The following is a 21457-nucleotide window of genomic DNA, read 5'->3' as shown; positions in this document are numbered from 1 at the left end:
TGATCTGTGGCACTCTATGTACAGAAGTACGGCGGCACCTCGGTCGGCACGCTGGAGCGGATCGAGGCGGTAGCTGATCGTGTTCAGCTGAGCCGCGCCCAGGGGCATGATGTGGTGGTGGTCGTGTCCGCCATGTCGGGCGAAACAAACCGGTTGCTGGGCATGGCCCAGCAGCTGGATCCGGATGCCAACCGGCGCGAGATGGATGTGCTGGTCTCGACCGGTGAACAGGTCACCATAGCGCTGCTGGCCATCGCGTTGAACAAACGGGGTTGTCCTGCGGTCTCAATGACCGGTGATCAGGTTCGTATTCACACCGATTCCGCCCATGGCAAGGCGCGCATCACCCACATCGACACCGAGCAGGTTCAGGCCGAGCTGGGTGCGGGCAAGGTGGTGGTGATCGCCGGCTTCCAGGGCCGTGATGAGCACAACGCCATCACCACCCTGGGGCGAGGTGGTTCGGACACCACGGCGGTTGCCGTGGCGGCGGCCATCAAGGCCGATGAATGCCAGATCTTTACCGATGTGGATGGGGTCTATACCACGGATCCGCGCATCGAGCCCAAGGCACGCCGCCTCTCCACCATCACCTTCGAGGAGATGTTGGAGATGGCGAGTCTGGGGGCCAAGGTGCTGCAGATCCGTTCGGTGGAATTCGCGGGCAAGTACCGCGTACCGCTGCGGGTGCTGTCGAGTTTTGTCGACGGAGAGGGAACCTTAATCACATATGGAGGTGAGAGGATGGAAGCACCCCTGGTATCCGGCATTGCGTTCAATCGCAACGAGGCCAGCCTGACCATTCTGGGTGTGCCGGACAGGCCGACGGTGGCCGCGCAGATCCTGAATCCGATCAGCGACGCCAACATAGATGTCGACATGATAGTGCAGAACACCATGGGGGATGGCACCGCCGACTTCACTTTCACTGTGAATCGCGATGACTATCGCCGGGCTCGTGCCCTGCTGGAGGAGACCGCCACCCTGCTGGGGGCCGCCTGTGTGCAGGGCAACGGGGAGATCGCCAAGGTCTCCATCGTCGGGGTCGGCATGTGGAATCATCCCGGGGTCGCGCGCACCATGTTCAAGGTATTGGGCGAGGAGGGGATCAACATGCAGTTGATTTCCACCTCTGAAATCAAGATATCCGTGGTGATTGACGAGAAGTACCTGGAGCTGGCCGTGCGTTCGTTGCACTCAGCGTTCGGGTTGGATAATGAGCCTCATGAGCAGCCCTTGGGGAACAATCCCTGATTGATTTAGTTTCAACCATTTACCATATCGGTATCTTTGTAAGATAATGGCGCATATCGATATAAATACAAAACAGGATACAGGAGCAAGCGAATGCTTATTTTGACTCGTCGTGTAGGGGAAACCCTGATGATCGGTGACGAAGTGACTGTCACCGTGCTGGGCGTTAAGGGTAACCAGGTTCGTATCGGTGTGAACGCACCCAAAGAGGTCTCCGTACACCGCGAAGAGATCTACATGCGGATACAGGCCGAGAAAGTACCGGGCCAACCGAATTTCTAAGCCATCCCATTGGCAGCTTCAAGGCGACATCTCAGGTGTCGCCTTTTGTTTTTCCGGGCCCTGCAAATCGGCCTGCAGGGCCCGAAAGCAGGGGGTAAGTGTCGATATTGCTTGAATATTCCACGCTTTGACCAAATGCTGAGCGAACACGCTGTTTTCTCCAAAAAAGTGTTTGACTAAAAATCCCTGTGAAGTATTATCAGCCCCGCAAACGGAGAGGTGGCCGAGAGGCTGAAGGCGCTCCCCTGCTAAGGGAGTATGCGGCTTATACCCGCATCGGGGGTTCGAATCCCCCCTTCTCCGCCATTTTGCGCCCGTAGCTCAGCTGGATAGAGTACCTGGCTACGAACCAGGTGGTCAGAGGTTCGAATCCTCTCGGGCGCACCATATTAGACTCACGATGAGTCATGTATCGATCTTCAGCAGGTCGGTACGCTAGAAAAGGCTTACTGTTGAGTAAGCTTTTTTTATCGCTTTAAATCAGGGCGCCCGTAGCTCAGCTGGATAGAGTACCTGGCTACGAACCAGGTGGTCAGAGGTTCGAATCCTCTCGGGCGCACCATTTAAAGTGAAATCAAAGATTTATGAGCGCCCGTAGCTCAGCTGGATAGAGTACCTGGCTACGAACCAGGTGGTCAGAGGTTCGAATCCTCTCGGGCGCACCATTTTAGCAGTACCAAAAAGTTTGTGAGCGCCCGTAGCTCAGCTGGATAGAGTACCTGGCTACGAACCAGGTGGTCAGAGGTTCGAATCCTCTCGGGCGCACCATTTTAGCAGTACCAAAAGTTGATGAGCGCCCGTAGCTCAGCTGGATAGAGTACCTGGCTACGAACCAGGTGGTCAGAGGTTCGAATCCTCTCGGGCGCACCATATAGACAGCCTCGACCTCGGTCGGGGCTGTTTTTTTATGGGCGCTATTCCCCCGGCCGTTGGGCTCTGCTGCCCTGATGGCGGTTGATGTGCCGCCGCATTGAACGACCCTTGCCGTTCCCGCCACAGCACTCTCCGTCGTCGTCCTATCTTCCCTCGATCCCTATCGGGCCCTGCTAGTCGGCGTCTTCTCATCCCCCGCCCAATGTCACCTCCAGCCACACAGAGGCGCTGCAGCAGGTGCGCTCTGTGCCCGCTGACATCACGAGGGCGGCATGGATCCAGGCCCTGGACGTTAAACGCCTTGGCGGCCGGCAGGGGCCTTTGGCGGGCAACAAAAAAGGATGCCGAGGCATCCTTTTTTGTTTGAATCGTTCACTCAGCTCTTCAGCCACTTGCGAATGCGGTTGGCATCGCCGATCGGGGTGCGCTTGCCCACCGAGTTGAGCAGCACTATGGCGAGCTCCTGGCGGTCCGGCTTGGCGCGCATCAGCAGGCAGCGGCCCGCCTCGTCGGTGTAGCCGGTCTTGGAGAGACGCACGTCCCAGTCCGGGTTCTTCACCAGGGGGTTGGTGTTGTTGAACATCAGGCTGTAGGCCGGCGTGCTGAAGCGCATCTCCTTGCTGGTGTCCTGGCTGAACTGGCGGATCAGCGGCTGGCGATAGGCGGCGGCAATGAGCTTGGCGAGATCCCGGGCGGTGGAGACGTTGCGGGTCGACAGGCCGGTGGAGTCGTAGAAACGGCTGTTGCGCATGCCGAGTTGCCTGGCCTTGTTGTTCATGGCGCGAATGAAGGCCGAGCGGCCACCCGGGTAGTGGCGGGCCAGAGCGGAGGCCATGCGATTCTCGGAGGACATCAGCGCCAGATGCAGGGCATCGCGACGACTCACCTTGGTACCGAAACGCACCCGGGAGTAGGTGTGCTTGATGTTGTCCCTGTCGTTCTGATCGATGGTCAGGGTCTGATTGAGGTTCTGGCGGGCATCCAGCACCACCAGTGCCGTCATCAGCTTGGTGAGGGAGGCGATGGGGCGCACCTGGGCGGGGTTCTTCTGATAGAGGGTCTTGCCCGTGTTGATGTCCATGACCAGGGCACTACCCGACTTGATTTGCAGTTTGGCCGGGTTGGGCGCCGCCAGGGCTGCCTGAGCGCCAAGCAGTCCTATCAATCCACATACCAGCGCGATTGCGCGAATCCGACACCCCATACAACCGACTCCATCCACAGCGAAAAAAGGCGCTAGATTCACTCATTTTTGCCCTCGCTTTACAAGAGCGGGGAGGCGGAATTCGTCACTATTTCCATAAAAAAGGGCCGCCTGCCGGCGACCCCTGTGATTTATCTCAATCCCTGGAGACGTGGACCTTGCGTTTGCTCAGCCAGCGCCAGACCAGCGCTATCAAGCCGCCGACCAGCAGTACCAGCGGCAGGCAGAGGATGATGCTGAGGAACTGGGACTCATACTGCGCGGCCAGCTTGGTGTGGCTCAGGTAGTAACCCAGCCCGACCAGGGGGCAGATCCACATGATGGAGCTGATGAGGTTCACCACCAGGAAGCGGCCCTGGGGTATCTCGTTGGCGCCGACGATATAGGGGTAGGCGGTGCGCACGAAGGCGATGTAGCGGGCGGTGATCAGGGTGATGATGCCGTACTTGTTGAGCAGGTAGTGCACCTTCTCCTTGTGCTTCTCATCCAGGTGGGACATCAGCCTGTGGTACATCTGGGTATGGCCGAGGAAGCGCCCCTGCATGTAGCCGAACCAGGTGCCGACGAAGGTTGCCAGGATCAGCAGCGGGATGACAGCGAGCGGCAGTACCCCCTGATAGATGAGCACGCCGGTCAGGATCAGCAGGGTGTCACCGGGCAGGAAGGCGGTCGGGATGAAGCCATTTTCCAGCACCAGGAAGGTCAGCAGGACTATGTAGACCATGAAGACCATCTTGGGGTCGGACAGGGTCGCCAGATCCTGATTAATGAAGGCGTGAGCCAGGTGGTAAAACTGCTCCATACATGCAAACTCCGCAGGTTAGCTGGGTTGGTCGGTCAAGGGCATGGCAAGCACCTTGTCGATGCGCAGGCCGTCCATATCCACGATTTCCAGTTGCCACTGTTCCAGGGTGACCAGGTCTCCGGTCTGGGGAAGGCGGCCAAGGAGCAGCATGATAAGCCCTCCGAGGGTGTGATAGTGATGTTTTTCTTCTTCCGGCAGGCGAACCAGCTCCAGACAGTCCTTCAATTCCGGCAGCGGGATCAGGCCGTCGAGCAGCCAGCTGCCATCGGCGCGCTGGAAGGCCCAGTTGTCTTCCCCGTCTTCCTGCTGGAAGTCGCCCGCCAGGGTCTCCAGCAGATCCTGCTGGGTGACCAGCCCCTGCAGCTCGCCGTATTCATCCACCACCAGCACCATGTGTTCGGCGTGGGCGCGGAAGTGGTTGAGCAGCTCCAGGCCGTTGAGGGTCTCCGGCAGCAGGCTGCCGTCCTGGGTGAGGGCCGCCAGATCGATGGGCTCCCCCTTGATGTAGGCGTGCAGCACCTTGCTGACGTTGAGGATGCCCACCAGATCAGAGAGGCTGCCTTCGCAGACCGGGAAGAAGCTGTGGCGATACTCCACCAGGCGCTGCAGGTTGGTCTCCAGCGGCAGGGAGAGATCCAGGTAGCGGATGTCGCTACGGGGCACCATCAGCGAGGAGAGGCTGCGTTCGTCGAGGCGGAACACGTTGCGCAGCATGGTGTGTTCGTGGTCTTCGATCACGCCGGCTTCGGAGCCCTCCACCAGCATGGCGTGGATCTCTTCCTGGGTGACGTTGTTGCTGTTGTTCTGATCGACCCGCAGCAGGCGCAGGCTGGCGTGGGTGGAGGCGGACAGCAGCCAGACGAAGGGACGGGTCAGGGTCGCCAGCCAGAGCATGGGGCGGGCCACCAGGCAGGCGATGCGCTCGGCACTGAGCTGACCGAGGCGCTTGGGCACCAGTTCCCCCACCACGATGGAGAGGTAGGTCACCAGCACTACGACGATTACGGTGGCGAGCAGGCTGCTGCTCTTGGGAGAGAGGCCCCACTCCTGCAACCACTGGGCGAAGGGCTGGGCCAGCAGGGACTCACCGTAGATGCCGTTGAGCAGGCCTATGCTGGTGATGCCGATCTGGACGGCGGAGAGGAAATGGGTCGGATTCTCCCCCAGCTTGAGGGCGATGGCGGCAGAGCGGCTCCCCTCGCTGGCCATCTTGCTGAGACGGGCCTTGCGTGCGGTGACGATGGCGATTTCCGACATGGCGAAGACGCCATTGAGCAAAATCAATCCAAGCAGGATCAATATTTCCATACTGCAGCAGCACTCCCGGTAGAAAAGATCGCTGGCAGTGTAATGAATTTGCGGGCGATACGCTTGTGAAAGGAGGTGATTTGGCCCGTGAATTTTTCAATTCCATCCATGACAAGAGGGCATCAGCCCTGAACGGACTCGTCGTCAGACTGGCAGCGGGACTATATAAACGGGCTTGTCATTCGGGGGCGGAAAATGAAAAGCCCCCGATAGTCGGGGGCTTTTTGGACTGGCGATGGGCACTTAGAGCGCCGCGATCTCGGCCTGCTGGGCTTCCAGCTTGGTCAGCTGGAGACGGTAATCTTCCAGCTTCTCGCGCTCTTTGGCGATGACCGCGTCCGGCGCCTTGGCCACGAAGGCCTCGTTGCCGAGCTTGCCTTCGATGCGGCCACATTCGCCCACCAGACGGGCAACCTCTTTGGCCAGACGGGCCAGTTCGGCTTCCTTGTCGATGAGACCGGCCATGGGGATCATCAGCTCGGTGGCACCGATCAGCTTCTTCACCGACAGGGGAGCCACTTCACCGTCCGCCAGCACGCGGATGGACTCCAGACGGGCCAGGGACTTGAGGAAGGCCTCGTTGTCACCGGCGCGCTGGGCGTCCTTGCCATCGCACTTGAGCAGCACGTTCAGGGCCACGCTCGGCGCCACGTTCATCTCGGCGCGGATGTTGCGGATGCCGACGATAAACTCCTTCACCCACTCCTGATCCGCCATGGCGGCATCGTCTACCTTGGCGGCATCGAACTCAGGGAAGGCCTGCAGCATGATGGTGTCAGCGTTGACACCGGCCAGCGGGGCCACCGACTTCCAGATGGTCTCGGTGATGAACGGGATGATGGGGTGCGCCAGACGCAGCAGGGTTTCCAGCACTGTCACCAGGGTGTGACGGGTGGCACGCTGCTCGGCCTCTGAGCCCTTGCCCAGCACCGGCTTGGTCAGCTCCAGATACCAGTCGCAGAACTGGTTCCAGATAAATTCGTACAGCACACCGGCCGCGATATCGAAGCGGTAGGTATCGAGGGCGGTACGGAAGTCACGGATGGCCACCTGCAGCTGGGACTGGATCCAGCGATCCGCCAGGCTGAACTGCATCTCGCCACCGTGCAGACCGCAATCCTGATCTTCGGTGTTCATCAACACGTAGCGGGAGGCGTTCCACAGCTTGTTGCAGAAGTTGTTGTAGCCGTCCAGGCGATTCATGTCCCAGTTGATGTCACGACCGGTAGAGGCCAGCGCCGCCAGGGTGAAGCGCAGGGCGTCGGTGCCGTGGGCCTCGATCCCTTCCGGGAACTGCTTGGCGGTGCGCTTGCCGATCTTCTCGGCCATCTGCGGCTGCATCATGTTGCCGGTGCGCTTCTCCAGCAGATCTTCCAGGGAGATGCCGTCGATCATGTCGAGGGGATCCAGCACGTTGCCCTTGGACTTGGACATCTTCTGGCCTTCTTCGTCACGGATCAAGCCGGTGATGTAGACGGTCTTGAACGGGACTTGCGGCTGGCCGTTTTCATCCTTGATGAAGTGCATGGTCATCATGATCATCCGGGCAATCCAGAAGAAGATGATGTCGAAGCCGCTCATCAGCACGTCGGTCGGGTGGAAGGTCTTGAGCGCCTCTGTGTTGTTCGGCCAGCCCAGGGTGGAGAAGGTCCAGAGGGCGGAGCTGAACCAGGTGTCGAGCACGTCTTCGTCCTGACGCAGCACTGTCACGGACGGGATGCTGTGCTTGGCACGCACTTCCGCCTCGTCACGGCCCACGTAGACATTGCCGGCGTCGTCATACCAGGCCGGGATGCGGTGACCCCACCACAGCTGCCGGGAGACGCACCAGTCCTGAATGTCGCGCATCCAGGAGAAGTACATGTTCTCGTACTGCTTGGGCACGAACTGGATGCGGCCATCTTCCACCGCTTCGATGGCGGTCTTGGCCATCGGCGCCACGCGCACGTACCACTGGTCGGTCAGCATCGGCTCGATGGGCACGCCGCCGCGATCGCCGTAGGGCTGTTGCAGCACGTGATCCTTGATTTCGGCCAGGAGGCCCAGCTCGTCCAGCTTGGCGACGATGGCCTTGCGGGCGGCGAAGCGCTCCATCCCGGCGAACTCGCTCGGCAGGGCGGCGTCATAGGCGGTGCTGGGGTTGCCGTTGGTGTCGACCACTTCGGCCTCGGCGCGCACGTGGGCGTCCAGGGTGAAGATGTTGATCATCGGCAGGTTGTGGCGCTTGCCCACTTCGTTGTCGTTGAAGTCGTGGGCCGGGGTGATCTTCACGCAGCCGGTGCCCTTCTCCATGTCGGCGTGTTCGTCGGCGACGATGGGGATCAGGCGATTCACCAGCGGCAGCAGTATGTGCTGGCCGATCAGCGCCTTGTAGCGCGGGTCTTCCGGGTTCACTGCGACCGCGGTGTCACCCAGCATGGTTTCCGGACGAGTGGTGGCGACGATCAGGTGATCCTGGCCCTCGGCAGTCTTGGCGCCGTTGGCCAGCGGATAGCGCAGGTGCCACATGTGGCCCTTGATCTCGCGGTTTTCCACTTCCAGATCGGATATGGCGGTGTTGAGCTTGGGATCCCAGTTCACCAGACGCTTGCCGCGGTACATCAGACCATCTTCGTAGAGACGGACGAAGACTTCCTGCACGGCAGCGGAGAGGCCCTCATCCATGGTGAAGCGCTCGCGCTCCCAGTCCACGGAGTCGCCGAGGCGGCGCATCTGGCGGGTGATGGTGCCGCCGGACTCTTCCTTCCACTGCCAGATCTTGTCGATGAAGGCATCACGGCCGTAGTCGTGACGGGTCTTGCCCTCTTCGGCGGCGATCTTGCGCTCAACCACCATCTGGGTGGCGATACCGGCGTGGTCGGTGCCCGCCTGCCACAGGGTGTTCTTGCCCTGCATGCGGTTGTAACGGATCAGGGTGTCCATCAGGGTCTGCTGGAAGGCGTGACCCATGTGCAGGCTGCCGGTGACGTTCGGCGGCGGGATCATGATGCAGAAGGAGTCTTTGCTGGTGTCGCCGTGGGGCTTGAAGTAACCCTGGGCTTCCCAGTGCTGATAGAGCGCCTGTTCGATGGCGTTGTGATTAAAAGTCTTTTCCATGGTCTCGCCGTATTCTGGATGGATGGAGTCTGGTGTTGAGTCGTCGTGGATCGAGGGTGGCGTAGTCAGGGCTGCGCCGGATCCGGTGCGGCAAGGACGGGCTGATCCCTCATCTCGAGGGTGTGGCCCGCCTGGCGATAGTGCTTGTAGCGCTCGCGGGCTTGCTGCTTTTGCGTTTCGTCAGTGGGGACAAAATCTACCACTTGAGCGAAGTGTCCTGCAAACAAAGGTGTCTGCTCGGCCAGGTTGATGAGGCGGGCATAGCGCCGTTTCGGCGGCTGATGGCCTATCTCCACCGGGGCCTGGCCGCTCTCCCCCTGCAACTGGTGCGGCACGAAACGATCCGGTGGCAGTTGCCACAAGAGCTCGTCCAGGCGCAGGGCCTGGGCCTCGTCGTTGCAAAACAGATAGAGGTGGCCGGCACTCCAGCCATCGGCCGCCAGCTGGCAGGCGAGGCGTTCGACCGCAGACGCCTGAGCGTCGTCCGGCTCACTCATCAGGTAAAAGGTCACTTGGCTCATCAGGTTGGTCCCGTTTGGCTGTGACGGACAGCGATTGGCCGTCTGCGGGGAGCCGTGTCTGGCACGCTCTTCCCGGATTCTCTCAATGAAACAAGGAAGAGGCAGGCCTCTTCCTTGTGGTACCACTCCCCTGATGCGGGCATCCGAAGAGAGGGGTTACTCCTTCTCTTCGACGTCCGCCACGCCGGCTCGATTGAGCAGGAAAATGCTGGCTCGGCAGGGGCAACGGACTGTCGGGCAAGGATGGTTTTACTCTTTATCCTCAACGTCTGCCACGCCAGCTCGATTGAGCAGGAACTGGGTCAGCAGGGGCACGGGGCGACCGGTGGAGCCTTTATCCTTGCCGCTCTTCCAGGCGGTCCCTGCGATGTCCAGGTGGGCCCAGTTGTACTTCTTGGTGAAGCGCGACAGGAAGGCGGCGGCCGTGATGGTGCCGGCCGGACGGCCGCCAATGTTGGCCATGTCGGCAAACGGGCTCTCCAGCTGCTCTTGATACTCGTCGAACAGCGGCAGGCGCCAGGCGCGATCGCCGGCCTGCTCGGAGGCGTTGAGCAGCTCGTGGGCCAGGGGGTTGTGGTTTGCCAGCAGACCCGAGGTGTGGTGACCCAGGGCGATGATGCAGGCGCCGGTCAGGGTCGCCACGTCGATGACGGTCTCGGGATCGTAGCGGTCCACATAGGTGAGGGCATCGCACAGCACCAGGCGGCCTTCGGCGTCGGTGTTGAGCACCTCGACGGTCTGGCCGGACATGGTGGTGAGGATGTCACCGGGGCGATAGGCGTTACCGCCCGGCATGTTCTCGCAGCCCGCCAGCACGCCTATGACGTTGATCGGCAGTTGCAACTGGGCCAGGGCGTGCATGGTGCCGAGCACGGAGGCGGCGCCGCCCATGTCGTACTTCATCTCGTCCATGCCGTCCGCCGGCTTGATGGAGATGCCGCCGGAGTCGAAGGTCAGCCCCTTGCCCACCAGTACTATGGGCTTGGCATCGGCGTTGCCCTTGTACTCTATGATGGCCATCATGGCTTCGTTCTCGGAGCCGCGGGCCACCGCCAGGTAGGAGTTCATGCCGAGTTCGGCCATCTCCTGCTCGCCGATCACCTTGGTGGTGATGTTCTCATAGGCATCCGCCAGACGGCGGGCCTGGGAGGCGAGGTAGGCCGGATTGCAGACGTTGGGCGGCATGTTCGCCACGTCGCGGCAGATGCGCACCCCTTTGGCCACGGCCAGGCCGTGGGTGATGGCGCGCTCGCCTATGGTCAGTTCCCGACGCGTCGGCACGTTGAAGACCAGCTTGCGCAACGGGCGGCGCGGCTCGGCCTTGTTGGTCTTGAACTGATCGAAGCTGTAGAGGCCCGCCTTGGTGGTTTCCACCGCCTGACGCACCTTCCAGTAGGTATCCCGGCCCTTGACGTGCAGCTCGGTCAGGAAGCAGACGGCTTCCATGGACCCGGTCTCGTTCAGGGTGGTGATGGTCTTGTTGATGATCTGCTTGTACTGGCGTTCGTCGAGTTCCCGCTCCTTGCCGCAACCGACCAGCAGTACGCGCTCGCTGAGCACGCCCGGTACTTGATGCAGCAACAGCATCTGGCCTGGTTTGCCTTCCAGATCGCCGCGGCGCAGCAGCGAGCTGAGGTAGCCGTCGCTGATCTTGTCCAGCTGTTCGGCAACCGGAGAGAGGCGGCGAGGCTCAAATACGCCGACCACGACGCAGGCGCTGCGTTGCTTCTCAGGACTGCCACTCTTTACACTGAACTCCATGGAATCTCCTACATCCTAAAGACAAAAGGCACCATTTATTGAATAATGCGGTGCTTGTTGGGGTATCAGAGGCGGAGCGAACAGCCACAGGCTCCGCAGTTCAAACTGGTAAAAATCCAATATAGGGCCCTATTTTTCAGGCATTCGACTAAAAACACAAGTTTACTTGGGAATGACTGTGATCGTTTTCCGATATTTGTTCAGGGAGACCCTGAAAACCCAGCTGGCGGTGCTGTTCGTACTGCTGCTTATCTTCGTCAGCCAGCAATTTATCCAGATCATCGGCGACGCCGCCGATGGCGAGGTGCCGACGCGCCTGGTTTCCACCCTGCTGCTGCTCAACCTGCCGAATATGGCCCTGTTGATGCTGCCTATCAGTCTGTTTTTAGCCATTCTGTTTGCTCACGGTCGTTTGTATGCGGAAAGCGAGATGACGGTGATGCATGCGGTGGGCTTCAGCCACCGCTTCGTGATGGGCAGCGCCCTGCTGCTGGCGCTGCTGACGGCCGCAGTGGCGGCCTTCAACACCGGCTGGATAGCCCCCCAGGCCAAGGAGCGCGAGTACCAGGTGATCGACGAGTTCAAGGCCGATCCGGGTATCTCCTTCCTGCAGGCCGGTCGCTTCATGGAGCTCGACAAGGGGCGCCTGGTGGCCTACATCCAGGATCTGAACGACAAGGGCTCCGAGTTGCAGAAGATCTTCGTGCTGCAGCGGGCCGAAGGGGGCTCGCCCCCTTCAGTGGTGGTGGCCAACGAGGGACAGGTGACGGCCGACAGCAACGGTTTGCAGTGGCTGACCCTGAAGGATGGCTCCCGCTACGAGGGCCAGTTCACCGGCAAGCAGTTCCAGGTCTCCGATTTCAGCGAATACAGCCTGGTGATCCGTCAGCAGGAGATGGAGCGATCCAATCGCAAGGCGGCGGCCAAGCCGACCCTGGAGTTGCTCGGCACCCAGGACAACCAGCTGATGGCCGAGTTGCAGTGGCGCCTGTCGCTGCCCTTCTCCATCCTGGTGCTCACCTTCCTGGTGGTGCCATTGGCCCGGGTCAACCCCCGCCAGGGGCGCTATGCCAAGCTGCTGCCGGCCATACTGCTCTATCTCTCCTATTTCCTGCTGCTCAGCGCCGCCCGTTCGGCCATCGACAGCGGGCGTCTGCCCCACTGGCCCGGCATGTTCCTGGTGCCGCTGGTCTATCTGCTGCTGATCGGGGTGCCGCTCAACCTGCAGGGCACCAGCTGGTGGAACGGGATCAAGAGTCACTTTGTCAAAGGCAAGTCAGCATGATGCTGCAACCTGGGAGTTTCTGCTGATGTTTGGCATTCTCGATAGATACATCGGTCGGGTCATCTTTATGTCGATCCTGCTGTGCGAACTGACCCTGGTCGGGCTGGCGGCGCTGATCAAGTATGTGGAGCAGCTCAAGGCCGTGGGGGAGGGCAACTACGACATGCTCAATGCCCTCTACTTCGTGCTGCTCTCCATGCCCAAGGAGGCGGTGCTCTTCTTCCCCCTGGCGGCTTTGCTGGGGGGCCTCATCGGTCTCGGCCAGCTGGCCACCAGCTCGGAGCTGGTGGTGATGCAGGCATCGGGCCGCTCCAAGATCAGCATCGTCATGGCGGCGCTCAAGACGGCGATCCCTCTGATGCTGCTGGTAGGCCTGATGGGCGAATACGTGGCCCCGGCCGCCAAGCGGATGGCGGATGACATCAAGGCGGGCGCCATGTCGGAAGGGCGGCTGACCGTCTCGGCCTACGGGGTCTGGGCGCGGGATGGCAACAACTTCGTCAACATCAACGGGGTGCGCAACGATGGCGCCCTCACCGGCATTACCCTGTATCGTTTCACCCCGTCCCGCAATCTGATCGATGTGGTCCAGGCGCAGGAGGGGGTGTTCGAGCAGCATCACTGGCTGCTCAAGCAGGTACACATCACCCGTTTCGACGATCCCAAGCAGATCCTGGACGAGAAACATGCTCAGCTGGAGTGGAGCTCGGAGCTGACCCCCAAACAGCTGGGGGTGGTGAGCATAGACCCCGAGAACCTGCCCATCTCGGGACTGCGGGACTACATCGGCTATCTGGATGCCAACAAGCAGGATGCCGGGCGCTACAAACTGGAGATGTGGCGCAAGCTGCTGTCACCGCTCTCCGTGGTGGCCATGATTTTGCTCGCCTCTTCCTTCATCTTCGGCCCGCTGCGCTCGGTGAGCATGGGGGCCAGGATGCTGATGGGGATCATGACCGGCTTCGCCGTCTATGTGAGCGATCGGGTATTCGGCCCCGTCAGCCTGGTGTATGCGGTGCCGCCCATCCTTGCGGCCATCGCCCCCAGTCTGCTGTTTGGCGGCATCTCCTTCTATATCCTGAGCCGCAAGCAGTAGCTAGAGAAGGAGAAGTGCGGCGGTGCCAACCCTATGCTGGCGGCCATAGCCCCCAGACTGCTGTTTGGCGGCATCTCCTTCTATATCCTGAGCCGCAAGCAGTAGCGGCCTGTATTGGCCAACAAGAAGGGCACCCACTGGGTGCCCTTCTTGTTTCTCATCTCGTACTCACTGGGTCACTTGTTTAGCTGCTCCAGGTTCTCCTGCTTGCTCAGCACCACCACTTCACACTCGGCCCAGATGTCCTGGAAGGCGCGGGGCCGCTCGCGATTGAACACGCACATCAGGTTGCCGAGGCCGAAGGCCGAGGTCGCGAGCCGGATCAGGGCCTGGGTGATACGAATGTTACTGCCGTCCAGATTCTGGATGCGCAGACGCCAGGCACGCATGCCGATGGTCTGGCCGGCGCGGGTCCAGAACCAGGTGTAGAAGCCGCAGATCACCAGGGCGAGCCAGGCGCTGTAGAGAGGGCTGGTGAGCAGCCAGGCCGCATCCTTGCCCTCCGGGACTGTCGCCATCCCGGTAGCCAGCAGCAGGTACGCCACCCCCATGCCGATGAAACCGGCGATGATCAGCAAGGCGATGACCACCAGGTAGTCATAGAGCAGGGCACCCAGGCGCCGCAGCAGGCCGGCCGAAGGGTGCTGGTGCTGGGGGGGAGGCTGGAGAGAGGAGGGGGTCTTGCGCTTGGCCATGATGATTATTCCATTAATATGATGCGGGCATTCTATGTAACTGGCCGAACATCGGCAAGGCGTTGAATAATTGAGCAAACGGTGGCCGCGCAAGAAAAACACCTTGCATGGCAAAACGCCATTCGTATAATCCCTCGCAGTTGCCCGGGTGGCGAAATCGGTAGACGCAGCGGATTCAAAATCCGCCGTTGCAAGACGTGTCGGTTCGAGTCCGACCCCGGGCACCATCAGATTCCATGACAAAAGGCCATCCTCGCGGATGGCCTTTCGTTTTTCTGTGTTCGCGGCCCATCAGTCGATGTTCTGTGGGCACAGGCCAGATCAGGCGCTGCATCACCTGCTGTGATCCCCTCCTTCCCCTCGGATGGGTAAGTTCCCCCGCTGTCATCATTTGATTATTTAATGCAAACGCATCTTTCATTTGTTCAATAAATGAACTTGAGGGCCAGCAGGCCCCCGTTGCCCCGGTGTCCTCCCCGTTTGGCATGCCCAGGTGCCATCTTGGTGCAGTTGCCCGGCGCTGCACAGCCGAAGTGCGCCCCCTTTACTGATAGTGGGCAGGATGCGCCAATATGGTGCATTAAATATCGCAATCAAATGCAACTAATTGAAAACAAAGGGTTATATTTTTTGGCCTGCTTTATGCTTTAGATAAGCCAGGTCGCCATGAAGAGCCCGCCGAGTCATGCCCGAGGGGGTGGGCAAGCTGGATGTGACGATGCGTGCAAGTGGCCAAGTTTGACATTCATATCAGGAAATGTACCCGGCCGGGCGCCGGGACGACAAGGAGAGGGCTGTATGTTCAAGAGACTCGTAATGACTGGTCTGCTGGCGCTGGGCGCCACCATGGCCGCCCCAGGTTGGGCAGAAGAGGTGGCCGCGCAGGCCGAGGTGGTGCAGGCTGCCGCGACCCTGACCATCAACAAGGGGGACAACACCTGGCTGATGCTGGCGTCCGCCCTGGTGATCCTGATGTCCATCCCGGGGCTGGCCCTGTTCTACGGTGGCCTGGTGCGTGCCAAGAACATGCTGAGCGTGCTGATGCAGGTGTTCACTCTGTTCTGCCTGATCACTGTGCTCTGGGTCATCTACGGCTATTCGCTGACCTTCACCGAGGGCGGGGCCTTCTACGGTTCCTTCGACAAGCTGCTGCTGGTCGGGGTGACGCCTGAGTCGATTGCCGCCACCTTCAGCAAGGGGGTGGGGATCAGCGAGTTCATCTATGTGGTGTTCCAGGGGGCCTTTGCCGCCATCACCTGCGGACTCATCGTCGGTGCCTTCGCCGAGCGGATGAAGTTCTCTGCCGTGTTGCTGTTCGCCGTGATCTGGTTCACCTTCGCCTACATTCCGATGGCGCATATGGTGTGGTACTGGGCCGGTCCGGATGCCTACATGGATGCCGCCGCCGCCGAGGCTGCCGGTGCCACCGCAGGCTATCTGTTCCAGCACGGCGCCCTCGATTTCGCCGGCGGCACTGTGGTGCACATCAACGCGGCGGTTGCCGGTCTGGTCGGTGCCTTCATGGTCGGCAAGCGGGTTGGCTACGGTCGTGATCCCATGGCCCCCCACAGCCTGACCATGACCATGATAGGGGCCGCCCTGCTCTGGTTCGGCTGGTTCGGCTTCAACGCCGGCTCCGCGCTGGAAGCCAACGGCACGGCCGCCCTGGCCTTCGTCAACACCTGGCTGGCGCCGGCCGGTGCCGCGCTCTCCTGGACCTTGGCCGAATGGGTGATGAAGGGTCGCCCCTCCCTGCTGGGCGCCGTGTCCGGTGCGGTGGCGGGCCTGGTGGCCATCACTCCCGCCGCCGGTTTCGTTGGTGTCGGTGGTGCCCTCATCATAGGTCTGCTGAGCGGCGTGGCCGGTCTGTGGGGCGTGCATGGTCTCAAGCGCCTGCTGGGGGCCGATGACAGCCTGGACGTGTTCGGCCTGCACGGGGTGTGCGGTATCCTGGGAGCCGTGCTGACCGGGGTGTTCGCCAGCCCGGATCTGGGTGGCACCGGGGTGTGGGACTATGTGACCAATCAGGTGGCCGAGGGCTACTCCATCCTGACCCAGGTGAAGATCCAGGTCATAGGTGTGCTGGTGACGGTGGCATGGACTGCCCTGGTCTCCGCCGTGGCCTACAAGCTGGTGGATCTGCTGATTGGCCTGCGGGTCAAGGAAGATGCCGAGCGGGAAGGGCTGGACGTCACCAGTCATGGGGAGAAAGCCTACAGCCTGTGATCCCCTCAGGCTACCGTTGACCACCTGCCGCCGGCCTTGTCCGGCGGTTTTTTTATGGCGACCCATGAGGCGCCACCCATCCAGAGTCCCCAGATCCCGCCGTTGTTATTTCCTTCAAGGGATGTTTTATGCCTGCAATTTGGCCGGATCTCCGCTAAACTCTGCCACCCTTTATTTGGGGTAGCCGGGTCAGCCCTGCTTCCACCCTTTCTTCTATGCCTTCGGAGCCGCTCATGCCGTTAGTGGGACACCAACATCAGATCGATATTCAGGAACTGACCGACAAGGGGGATGGCAAGGGTCGCCTGTTCGATCGCCCCCTGTTTGTCGAGGGTCTGCTGCCCGGTGAGCAGGCGATGGTCGAGTTGACCGAGGTCAAGCCGAACTATCTGCACGGCAAGCTGGTCGAGCTGACCCAGCCGTCCGCCGACAGGGTTCCCGATTTCTGCCCCAACACCGAGTGCGGCGGCTGCCAGGTGCGCCCGCTGGCCTATCCGGCCCAGCTCAAACTGAAACAATCCCTGGTGCAGAGCGCGCTGGAACAGGTCGGCCTGGGTGAGACCCAGGTCAACCGCATCCTCGGCATGGACAGCCCGTTCGCCTACCGCAACAAGGCGCAGTACGCCGTGCGTGGCAGCGAGGCCGGCGCCGAAATAGGCTTCTACCGCAAGCACTCCCACGATCTCATCACCGCCGACGACTGCGCGGTGCAGGACTCCCTGCATGTGGAGCTCAATGCCCGGGTGCGTGGCTGGATGCGCGAGCACGACATTGCCGCCTATGACGAGGTGGCCCACACCGGCTGCGTGCGCAACCTGATGACCCGCAAGGGCTTCAAGAGCGGCGAGCTGATGGTGGTGCTGGTGACCCTGGGCGAGGCGCTGCCCTTCGAAGCCGAGCTGCTGACCGCCCTGAGCGATCTGCCGGTCACGACCCTGGTGCAGAACATCAACGATGAGCGCACCAACCGCATCCTGGGAACGAGCAACCGCGTGTTGCTGGGGGAAGGGGTGATCCGCGACAAGATCCACGAGCTCGAATTCGAGATCTCGCCCCTCTCCTTCTTCCAGAACAACCCGAGCCAGACCGATGTGCTCTACTCCAAGGCGCTGGAATACAGCGAGCTGACCGGCAACGAGACGGTGTTCGACATCTATTGCGGCATCGGCACCATCTCCCTGTTCCTGGCTGGCAAGGCCGCCAAGGTGGTGGGCATCGAGTCGGTGGAGAGCGCCATCTCCGATGCCCGCCGCAACGCCGCCCTGAACGGCATAGAGCACACCGAATTCCACGTGGGCAAGGCCGAACAATTGATGCCCGAGCTGCACGCCCAGGGCGTGACCGCCGACGTGGTGGTGATGGATCCGCCCCGCAAGGGTTGTGACAAGGCGGTGCTGCAGACCCTGGTCGCCATGGCGCCGCGTCGTCTGGTCTATGTCTCCTGCAACCCCCAGACCCTGGCCCGGGATCTCGCCTGGCTGGTCAAGCAGGGCTTCGTGCTGGACGAGGTGCAGCCGGTGGACATGTTCCCGCACTCCATGCACGTGGAAGCAGTCGCCCGCCTGAGCCTGCCGGCGCAAGCCTGATCGGGCATTGGTGCGGAGAGATTGACATGTTCCTCCTCCACGCCATGCGCGTCGAGACCGTTGCCTGCCTGAGCCTGCCGGCCAAGGAATCAATGGCATTAGCCAGATGGCTCTGATAAAACGACTCCAAATGGAGTCGTTTTTTTATGGCTGCCAGCGGCTGGCCAAGAGGTTGGGAGCCTGAGATATATACGTTTGGCCGAAGGTTTGGATGCCGCCGATCCATGGCATTGGCCCGGTGAGGGGCCCCGGGGCAGGCGGTGTCAGGAGAGTGAAGCAGGCAAGGAGGGGTCTTATGAAAGGCGTGTTGCTGCGTTGGCTGGCTCGCTACGATGCCTGGTGTCAGGAGTGGGGCCTGGTGCCCGAGAACCGGCGCTGCTGCGCGCCGGTGCGTTATGACGAAGACGAGCAGGAGGAGCCGACGTCGGAGGGCGATGCCTCGCCACTCAATCAAAATTGCGCGTCACGGCGCCGTTGACGCTGTTGTAGTCGAAAGAGAGACCCTCAGGGTAGGCCGGGAAGCGGCCAATGGAGTCGCGCAGGGCGTAGCGGCAGTTGTCGTGGCGAAGCGTGCCATCAGCCTGCCCGTCTGCCGGGATAAGCCGGGAGATGTAATCACTCTTTGAGTCTTTATCGAGTTCATCGGCCGCCGTCAGATCGGTATCGAGCAGGGCGCCGAACAGGCTCTCGCAGTCATCCCGGCTGCTGACGGAGATCTGATCGCTGTCGCCACCGGGGAAGACGGCATCCGGGCCCTGACCTCCCTGATCCTCCTTGGTGCCCACCGGCCAGCCGTGGCTGTTGATGTCGAGATCCTGCCTGCCCATGCCGCTAAAGTTATAGAGTGCCAGCGGCTCTCCCTTCACCTTGACCGCCCAGCCTGCATGGGCGAGTTGCACGGCGCTGGCAAAACTGCCCGCGGTCGCCGAGACGCTGCTCTTGAGGGCATCGTCCTGGATGTTGATGAAGCGGGGCAGGGCGGTGACTGCGAGTATGGCCAGCACCACGATGACCAGCACCAGTTCTAGCAAGGTAAAGCCGTGGGAAAGGTGTTTTGGCATGGAATCAACCCATTGAGTACGACAAACAGGTAAGCGCGACATGGAACTGATAGACACCCACTGCCACCTCGATTTTCCGGTCTTCGATGACGATCGGGAGGCATTGCTGGCCCAGTGGCGCCAGCTGGGGGTGGGCGAGTATATCATCCCCGCCGTGGGAGAGGAAAACTGGGGGCGGGTGATGGCGTTGGCCGAGCGTCATCACGGCATTCGTTATGGCCTGGGGGTGCATCCCTGGTATGTGGGGGCCCAGACGGAGGGGGCGCTGGCACGGCTGGAGGCTCTGCTGGCGGGCAAGCCCCGGGGGCTGGTGGCCATCGGCGAATGCGGGCTGGACTTGCGCACCCAGGTGCCCCAGGAGGGGCAGATCGCGCTGTTCGAGGCGCAGATCAGGCTGGCCATGGCCCATGATCTGCCCCTCATAGTCCACTCGGTGCGGGCCAACGACACTATCGCCAAGATCCTGCGGCGCTTCAAACCGGCGAGGGGGGGCGTGATCCACGCCTTCAGCGGCTCCCTGCATCAGGCCGAGGCGTTCTGGCAACTGGGTTTCAGGCTGGGAATAGGAGGGGTCATCAGCTATGAGCGGGCCAACAAGACCCGGGAGGCGATCCGTGCCATGCCGCTGGAGGCCCTGCTGCTGGAAACCGACGCCCCCGACATGCCGCTGCAGGGGCACCAGGGGGAGATCAATACCCCGGCCAGCCTGCCGACCATAGCCCGACTGTTGGCGCAATTGCGGCAGCAACCGCTGGCTGATGTTATTTCGGTGTTACATGAATCCACTCTGCGGCTTTTCCCGCGGTCGACCACGAATTTAACAGATGATTAACGACCGATGCCGGTGTGATAAAAAACTGGACCCATAAAAATCGTTTGCGGTCTAATTAAACGACGTTCAGCCCATTTCAGGCTTATAAAATGTGACCAGTATTCTATTTTGTCGCACCGTAATTAGTATAATGCGCACCCTTGATTAGCGGCTTTCATACACAAAACGTTAACAAGCTGGCCGGTGCTACAAAAGAGGAAGTGTTAATAATGAATCTGATAATGGGTCTGGTAGGGATGGCGACGCTCATCCTTATCGCGGTGCTGTTCTCCAGCAATCGCAAGGCAATCAAAATCCGTACCGTGGGCGGTGCCTTTGCCATTCAGGCAGGTCTGGGTGCCTTCGTGCTGTACGTCCCGGTTGGCCGGGATATTCTGGTGAGCGTGTCCGACGCCGTCTCCAGCGTCATCGGTTATGGTCAGAACGGCATCGAATTCCTGTTCGGTGGTCTGGTCAGCAACAAGATGTTCGAAGTGTTCGGTGGCGGTGGTTTCATCTTCGCCTTCCGTGTCCTGCCCGTCATCATCTTCTTCTCTTCCCTGATTGCGGTTCTCTATTACCTCGGCATCATGCAGTGGGTAATCAAGCTGCTGGGTGGCGGTCTGCAGAAGGTGCTGGGTACCTCCCGTACCGAGTCCCTGTCAGCCACTGCCAACATCTTCGTCGGCCAGACTGAAGCCCCGCTGGTGGTGCGCCCCTTCATCTCCAAGATGACCGACTCCGAGCTGTTCGCCGTCATGTGTGGTGGCCTGGCCTCCGTTGCCGGTTCCGTGCTGGCCGGTTACGCCTCCATGGGCGTCAAGATGGAATACCTGATCGCCGCCTCCTTCATGGCTGCCCCGGGTGGTCTGCTGTTCGCCAAGCTGCTGGTACCGGAAACCGAGACCCCGAGCTACGACGAGAACTCCGCCGATGGCGATCTGGACGACAAGCCTGCCAACGTGATCGACGCCGCCGCTGCCGGTGCCTCCGCCGGTCTGCAACTGGCCCTGAACGTGGGTGCCATGCTGCTGGCCTTCATCGGCCTTATCGCCATGATCAACGGCATCTTCTCCGGCGTGGGTGGCTGGTTCGGCATGCCTGAGCTCTCCCTGGAACTGCTGCTGGGTTGGCTGTTCTCCCCGCTGGCCTTCCTGATCGGTGTGCCCTGGAGCGAAGCCGTGGTGGCTGGTTCCTTCATCGGTCAGAAGCTGGTGGTGAACGAGTTCGTGGCTTACCTGAACTTCGCCCCCTACCTGAAGGATGAAGTGCTGATCAACGGTGTTGCCATGTCCGAGCACACCAAGGCCATCATCTCCTTCGCCCTGTGCGGCTTCGCCAACCTGTCCTCCGTTGCCATCCTGCTGGGTGGTCTGGGCTCCATGGCACCGAACCGTCGCGGCACCATCGCCAAGTTCGGTCTGAAGGCCGTGCTGGCCGGCTCTCTGTCCAACCTGATGTCTGCCACCATCGCAGGCTTCTTCCTGGCACTGACAGCCATGTAATACTTGTCTGACAGACAAGTTAAAACGAGCGCCACAGCGAAAAGCTGTGGCGTTCTCGTTTGGGGCGGTGACAACCGTTTTCCTTTCT

Annotated in this window: 17 protein-coding genes and 7 tRNA genes; 16 read left to right on the top strand and 8 right to left on the bottom strand. The window is 61.0% G+C overall.

Features of this window, described 5'->3' with window-relative positions:
• Positions 1-6 precede the first annotated feature (6 nt).
• The 8 genes from WIR04_RS18115 to WIR04_RS18080 all read left to right on the top strand — a co-directional run bounded on the left by WIR04_RS18115 (position 7) and on the right by WIR04_RS18080 (position 2406).
• A complete protein-coding gene (locus tag WIR04_RS18115) occupies positions 7-1254 on the top strand; it encodes an aspartate kinase (RefSeq protein WP_025325624.1) in 1248 nt (415 codons plus the stop codon).
• A 93-nt stretch (positions 1255-1347) separates the two neighbouring features.
• Positions 1348-1536, top strand: coding sequence for a carbon storage regulator CsrA (gene csrA / locus WIR04_RS18110; protein WP_005315760.1), 189 nt, complete (start codon positions 1348-1350; stop codon positions 1534-1536).
• A 213-nt stretch (positions 1537-1749) separates the two neighbouring features.
• Positions 1750-1842 (top strand) — tRNA-Ser (locus WIR04_RS18105).
• Between the two features lie 4 nt (positions 1843-1846).
• A tRNA-Arg gene (locus WIR04_RS18100) sits at positions 1847-1923 on the top strand.
• 98 nt (positions 1924-2021) lie between these two features.
• Positions 2022-2098: transfer RNA gene (locus WIR04_RS18095), tRNA-Arg, on the top strand.
• A gap of 26 nt (positions 2099-2124) precedes the next feature.
• Positions 2125-2201 (top strand) — tRNA-Arg (locus WIR04_RS18090).
• A gap of 26 nt (positions 2202-2227) precedes the next feature.
• A tRNA-Arg gene (locus WIR04_RS18085) sits at positions 2228-2304 on the top strand.
• 25 nt (positions 2305-2329) lie between these two features.
• A tRNA-Arg gene (locus WIR04_RS18080) sits at positions 2330-2406 on the top strand.
• A gap of 379 nt (positions 2407-2785) precedes the next feature.
• On the opposite strand, the gene pbpG is transcribed toward WIR04_RS18080, so the two are convergent.
• The 6 genes from pbpG to pepA form a co-directional block, all read right to left on the bottom strand.
• A complete protein-coding gene (gene pbpG, locus WIR04_RS18075; protein WP_025325625.1) occupies positions 2786-3613 on the bottom strand; it encodes a D-alanyl-D-alanine endopeptidase in 828 nt (275 codons plus the stop codon).
• Between the two features lie 136 nt (positions 3614-3749).
• Positions 3750-4415, bottom strand: coding sequence for a DedA family protein (locus WIR04_RS18070; RefSeq protein WP_338888765.1), 666 nt, complete (start codon positions 4413-4415; stop codon positions 3750-3752).
• An 18-nt stretch (positions 4416-4433) separates the two neighbouring features.
• Entirely contained in the window at positions 4434-5726 is a 1293-nt protein-coding gene (locus WIR04_RS18065) for a hemolysin family protein (RefSeq protein WP_338888763.1), read from the bottom strand.
• 243 nt (positions 5727-5969) lie between these two features.
• The gene (locus WIR04_RS18060; protein ID WP_338888761.1) at positions 5970-8822 is read right to left on the bottom strand and encodes a valine--tRNA ligase; all 2853 of its coding nucleotides are present in this window, start codon (positions 8820-8822) and stop codon (positions 5970-5972) included.
• Between the two features lie 65 nt (positions 8823-8887).
• Positions 8888-9343: a DNA polymerase III subunit chi gene (locus tag WIR04_RS18055; RefSeq protein WP_025325629.1), complete on the bottom strand. Its 456-nt coding sequence runs from the start codon at positions 9341-9343 to the stop codon at positions 8888-8890.
• A 249-nt stretch (positions 9344-9592) separates the two neighbouring features.
• Entirely contained in the window at positions 9593-11104 is a 1512-nt protein-coding gene (pepA, locus tag WIR04_RS18050) for a leucyl aminopeptidase (protein ID WP_338888758.1), read from the bottom strand.
• Between the two features lie 172 nt (positions 11105-11276).
• Between pepA and lptF the strand changes: the two genes are divergently transcribed.
• The gene (gene lptF, locus WIR04_RS18045) at positions 11277-12389 is read left to right on the top strand and encodes an LPS export ABC transporter permease LptF (protein ID WP_025325631.1); all 1113 of its coding nucleotides are present in this window, start codon (positions 11277-11279) and stop codon (positions 12387-12389) included.
• Positions 12390-12414: 25 nt separating this feature from the next.
• Complete coding sequence (gene lptG / locus WIR04_RS18040) at positions 12415-13485, top strand: LPS export ABC transporter permease LptG (RefSeq protein WP_307766613.1); 1071 nt, start codon at positions 12415-12417, stop codon at positions 13483-13485.
• A gap of 176 nt (positions 13486-13661) precedes the next feature.
• Here lptG and WIR04_RS18035 read toward each other — a convergent pair whose 3' ends face one another.
• Positions 13662-14180 (bottom strand): RDD family protein, encoded by a 519-nt coding sequence (locus WIR04_RS18035; protein WP_162520007.1) that lies wholly within the window; start codon positions 14178-14180, stop codon positions 13662-13664.
• Positions 14181-14322: 142 nt separating this feature from the next.
• Here WIR04_RS18035 and WIR04_RS18030 point away from each other — a divergent pair.
• The 4 genes from WIR04_RS18030 to WIR04_RS18015 all read left to right on the top strand — a co-directional run bounded on the left by WIR04_RS18030 (position 14323) and on the right by WIR04_RS18015 (position 18470).
• Positions 14323-14407, top strand: a tRNA-Leu gene (locus WIR04_RS18030).
• Positions 14408-14978: 571 nt separating this feature from the next.
• A complete protein-coding gene (gene amt, locus WIR04_RS18025) occupies positions 14979-16406 on the top strand; it encodes an ammonium transporter (RefSeq protein ID WP_338888755.1) in 1428 nt (475 codons plus the stop codon).
• Positions 16407-16639: 233 nt separating this feature from the next.
• Entirely contained in the window at positions 16640-17992 is a 1353-nt protein-coding gene (gene rlmD, locus WIR04_RS18020) for a 23S rRNA (uracil(1939)-C(5))-methyltransferase RlmD (protein WP_338888753.1), read from the top strand.
• Positions 17993-18287: 295 nt separating this feature from the next.
• Positions 18288-18470 (top strand): hypothetical protein, encoded by a 183-nt coding sequence (locus WIR04_RS18015; protein ID WP_338888751.1) that lies wholly within the window; start codon positions 18288-18290, stop codon positions 18468-18470.
• Here WIR04_RS18015 and tppF read toward each other — a convergent pair.
• Entirely contained in the window at positions 18439-19053 is a 615-nt protein-coding gene (gene tppF, locus WIR04_RS18010; protein ID WP_338888749.1) for a type IVa pilus pseudopilin TppF, read from the bottom strand. The genes WIR04_RS18015 and tppF overlap by 32 nt on opposite strands.
• A gap of 40 nt (positions 19054-19093) precedes the next feature.
• On the opposite strand from tppF, the gene WIR04_RS18005 reads away from it, so the two are divergent.
• A complete protein-coding gene (locus WIR04_RS18005) occupies positions 19094-19885 on the top strand; it encodes a TatD family hydrolase (RefSeq protein WP_338888747.1) in 792 nt (263 codons plus the stop codon).
• Between the two features lie 209 nt (positions 19886-20094).
• A complete protein-coding gene (locus tag WIR04_RS18000; protein WP_025325639.1) occupies positions 20095-21369 on the top strand; it encodes a NupC/NupG family nucleoside CNT transporter in 1275 nt (424 codons plus the stop codon).
• Positions 21370-21457: the final 88 nt, after the last annotated feature.

The sequence above is a fragment of the Aeromonas rivipollensis genome (assembly GCF_037811135.1).
GTDB classification, from domain to species: Bacteria; Pseudomonadota; Gammaproteobacteria; order Enterobacterales; family Aeromonadaceae; genus Aeromonas; species Aeromonas rivipollensis.
The sequence above is the reverse complement of the archived record's forward strand: the minus strand, read 5'-3'. Positions and strand labels throughout refer to the sequence as shown.

Excerpts from the sequence above, each read along its gene's own strand:
- tppF (WP_338888749.1), bottom strand. The coding sequence starts at position 19,053 with ATGCCAAAACACCTTTCCCACGGCTTTACCTTGCTAGAACTGGTGCTG.
- amt (WP_338888755.1), top strand. The coding sequence starts at position 14,979 with ATGTTCAAGAGACTCGTAATGACTGGTCTGCTGGCGCTGGGCGCCACC.
- csrA (WP_005315760.1), top strand. The coding sequence starts at position 1,348 with ATGCTTATTTTGACTCGTCGTGTAGGGGAAACCCTGATGATCGGTGAC.
- WIR04_RS18060 (WP_338888761.1), bottom strand. The coding sequence starts at position 8,822 with ATGGAAAAGACTTTTAATCACAACGCCATCGAACAGGCGCTCTATCAG.
- WIR04_RS18055 (WP_025325629.1), bottom strand. The coding sequence starts at position 9,343 with ATGAGCCAAGTGACCTTTTACCTGATGAGTGAGCCGGACGACGCTCAG.
- WIR04_RS18070 (WP_338888765.1), bottom strand. The coding sequence starts at position 4,415 with ATGGAGCAGTTTTACCACCTGGCTCACGCCTTCATTAATCAGGATCTG.
- WIR04_RS18005 (WP_338888747.1), top strand. The coding sequence starts at position 19,094 with ATGGAACTGATAGACACCCACTGCCACCTCGATTTTCCGGTCTTCGAT.
- rlmD (WP_338888753.1), top strand. The coding sequence starts at position 16,640 with ATGCCGTTAGTGGGACACCAACATCAGATCGATATTCAGGAACTGACC.
- lptG (WP_307766613.1), top strand. The coding sequence starts at position 12,415 with ATGTTTGGCATTCTCGATAGATACATCGGTCGGGTCATCTTTATGTCG.
- pepA (WP_338888758.1), bottom strand. The coding sequence starts at position 11,104 with ATGGAGTTCAGTGTAAAGAGTGGCAGTCCTGAGAAGCAACGCAGCGCC.
- WIR04_RS18000 (WP_025325639.1), top strand. The coding sequence starts at position 20,095 with ATGAATCTGATAATGGGTCTGGTAGGGATGGCGACGCTCATCCTTATC.
- pbpG (WP_025325625.1), bottom strand. The coding sequence starts at position 3,613 with ATGGGGTGTCGGATTCGCGCAATCGCGCTGGTATGTGGATTGATAGGA.
- WIR04_RS18065 (WP_338888763.1), bottom strand. The coding sequence starts at position 5,726 with ATGGAAATATTGATCCTGCTTGGATTGATTTTGCTCAATGGCGTCTTC.
- WIR04_RS18035 (WP_162520007.1), bottom strand. The coding sequence starts at position 14,180 with ATGGCCAAGCGCAAGACCCCCTCCTCTCTCCAGCCTCCCCCCCAGCAC.
- WIR04_RS18015 (WP_338888751.1), top strand. The coding sequence starts at position 18,288 with ATGAAAGGCGTGTTGCTGCGTTGGCTGGCTCGCTACGATGCCTGGTGT.
- lptF (WP_025325631.1), top strand. The coding sequence starts at position 11,277 with ATGACTGTGATCGTTTTCCGATATTTGTTCAGGGAGACCCTGAAAACC.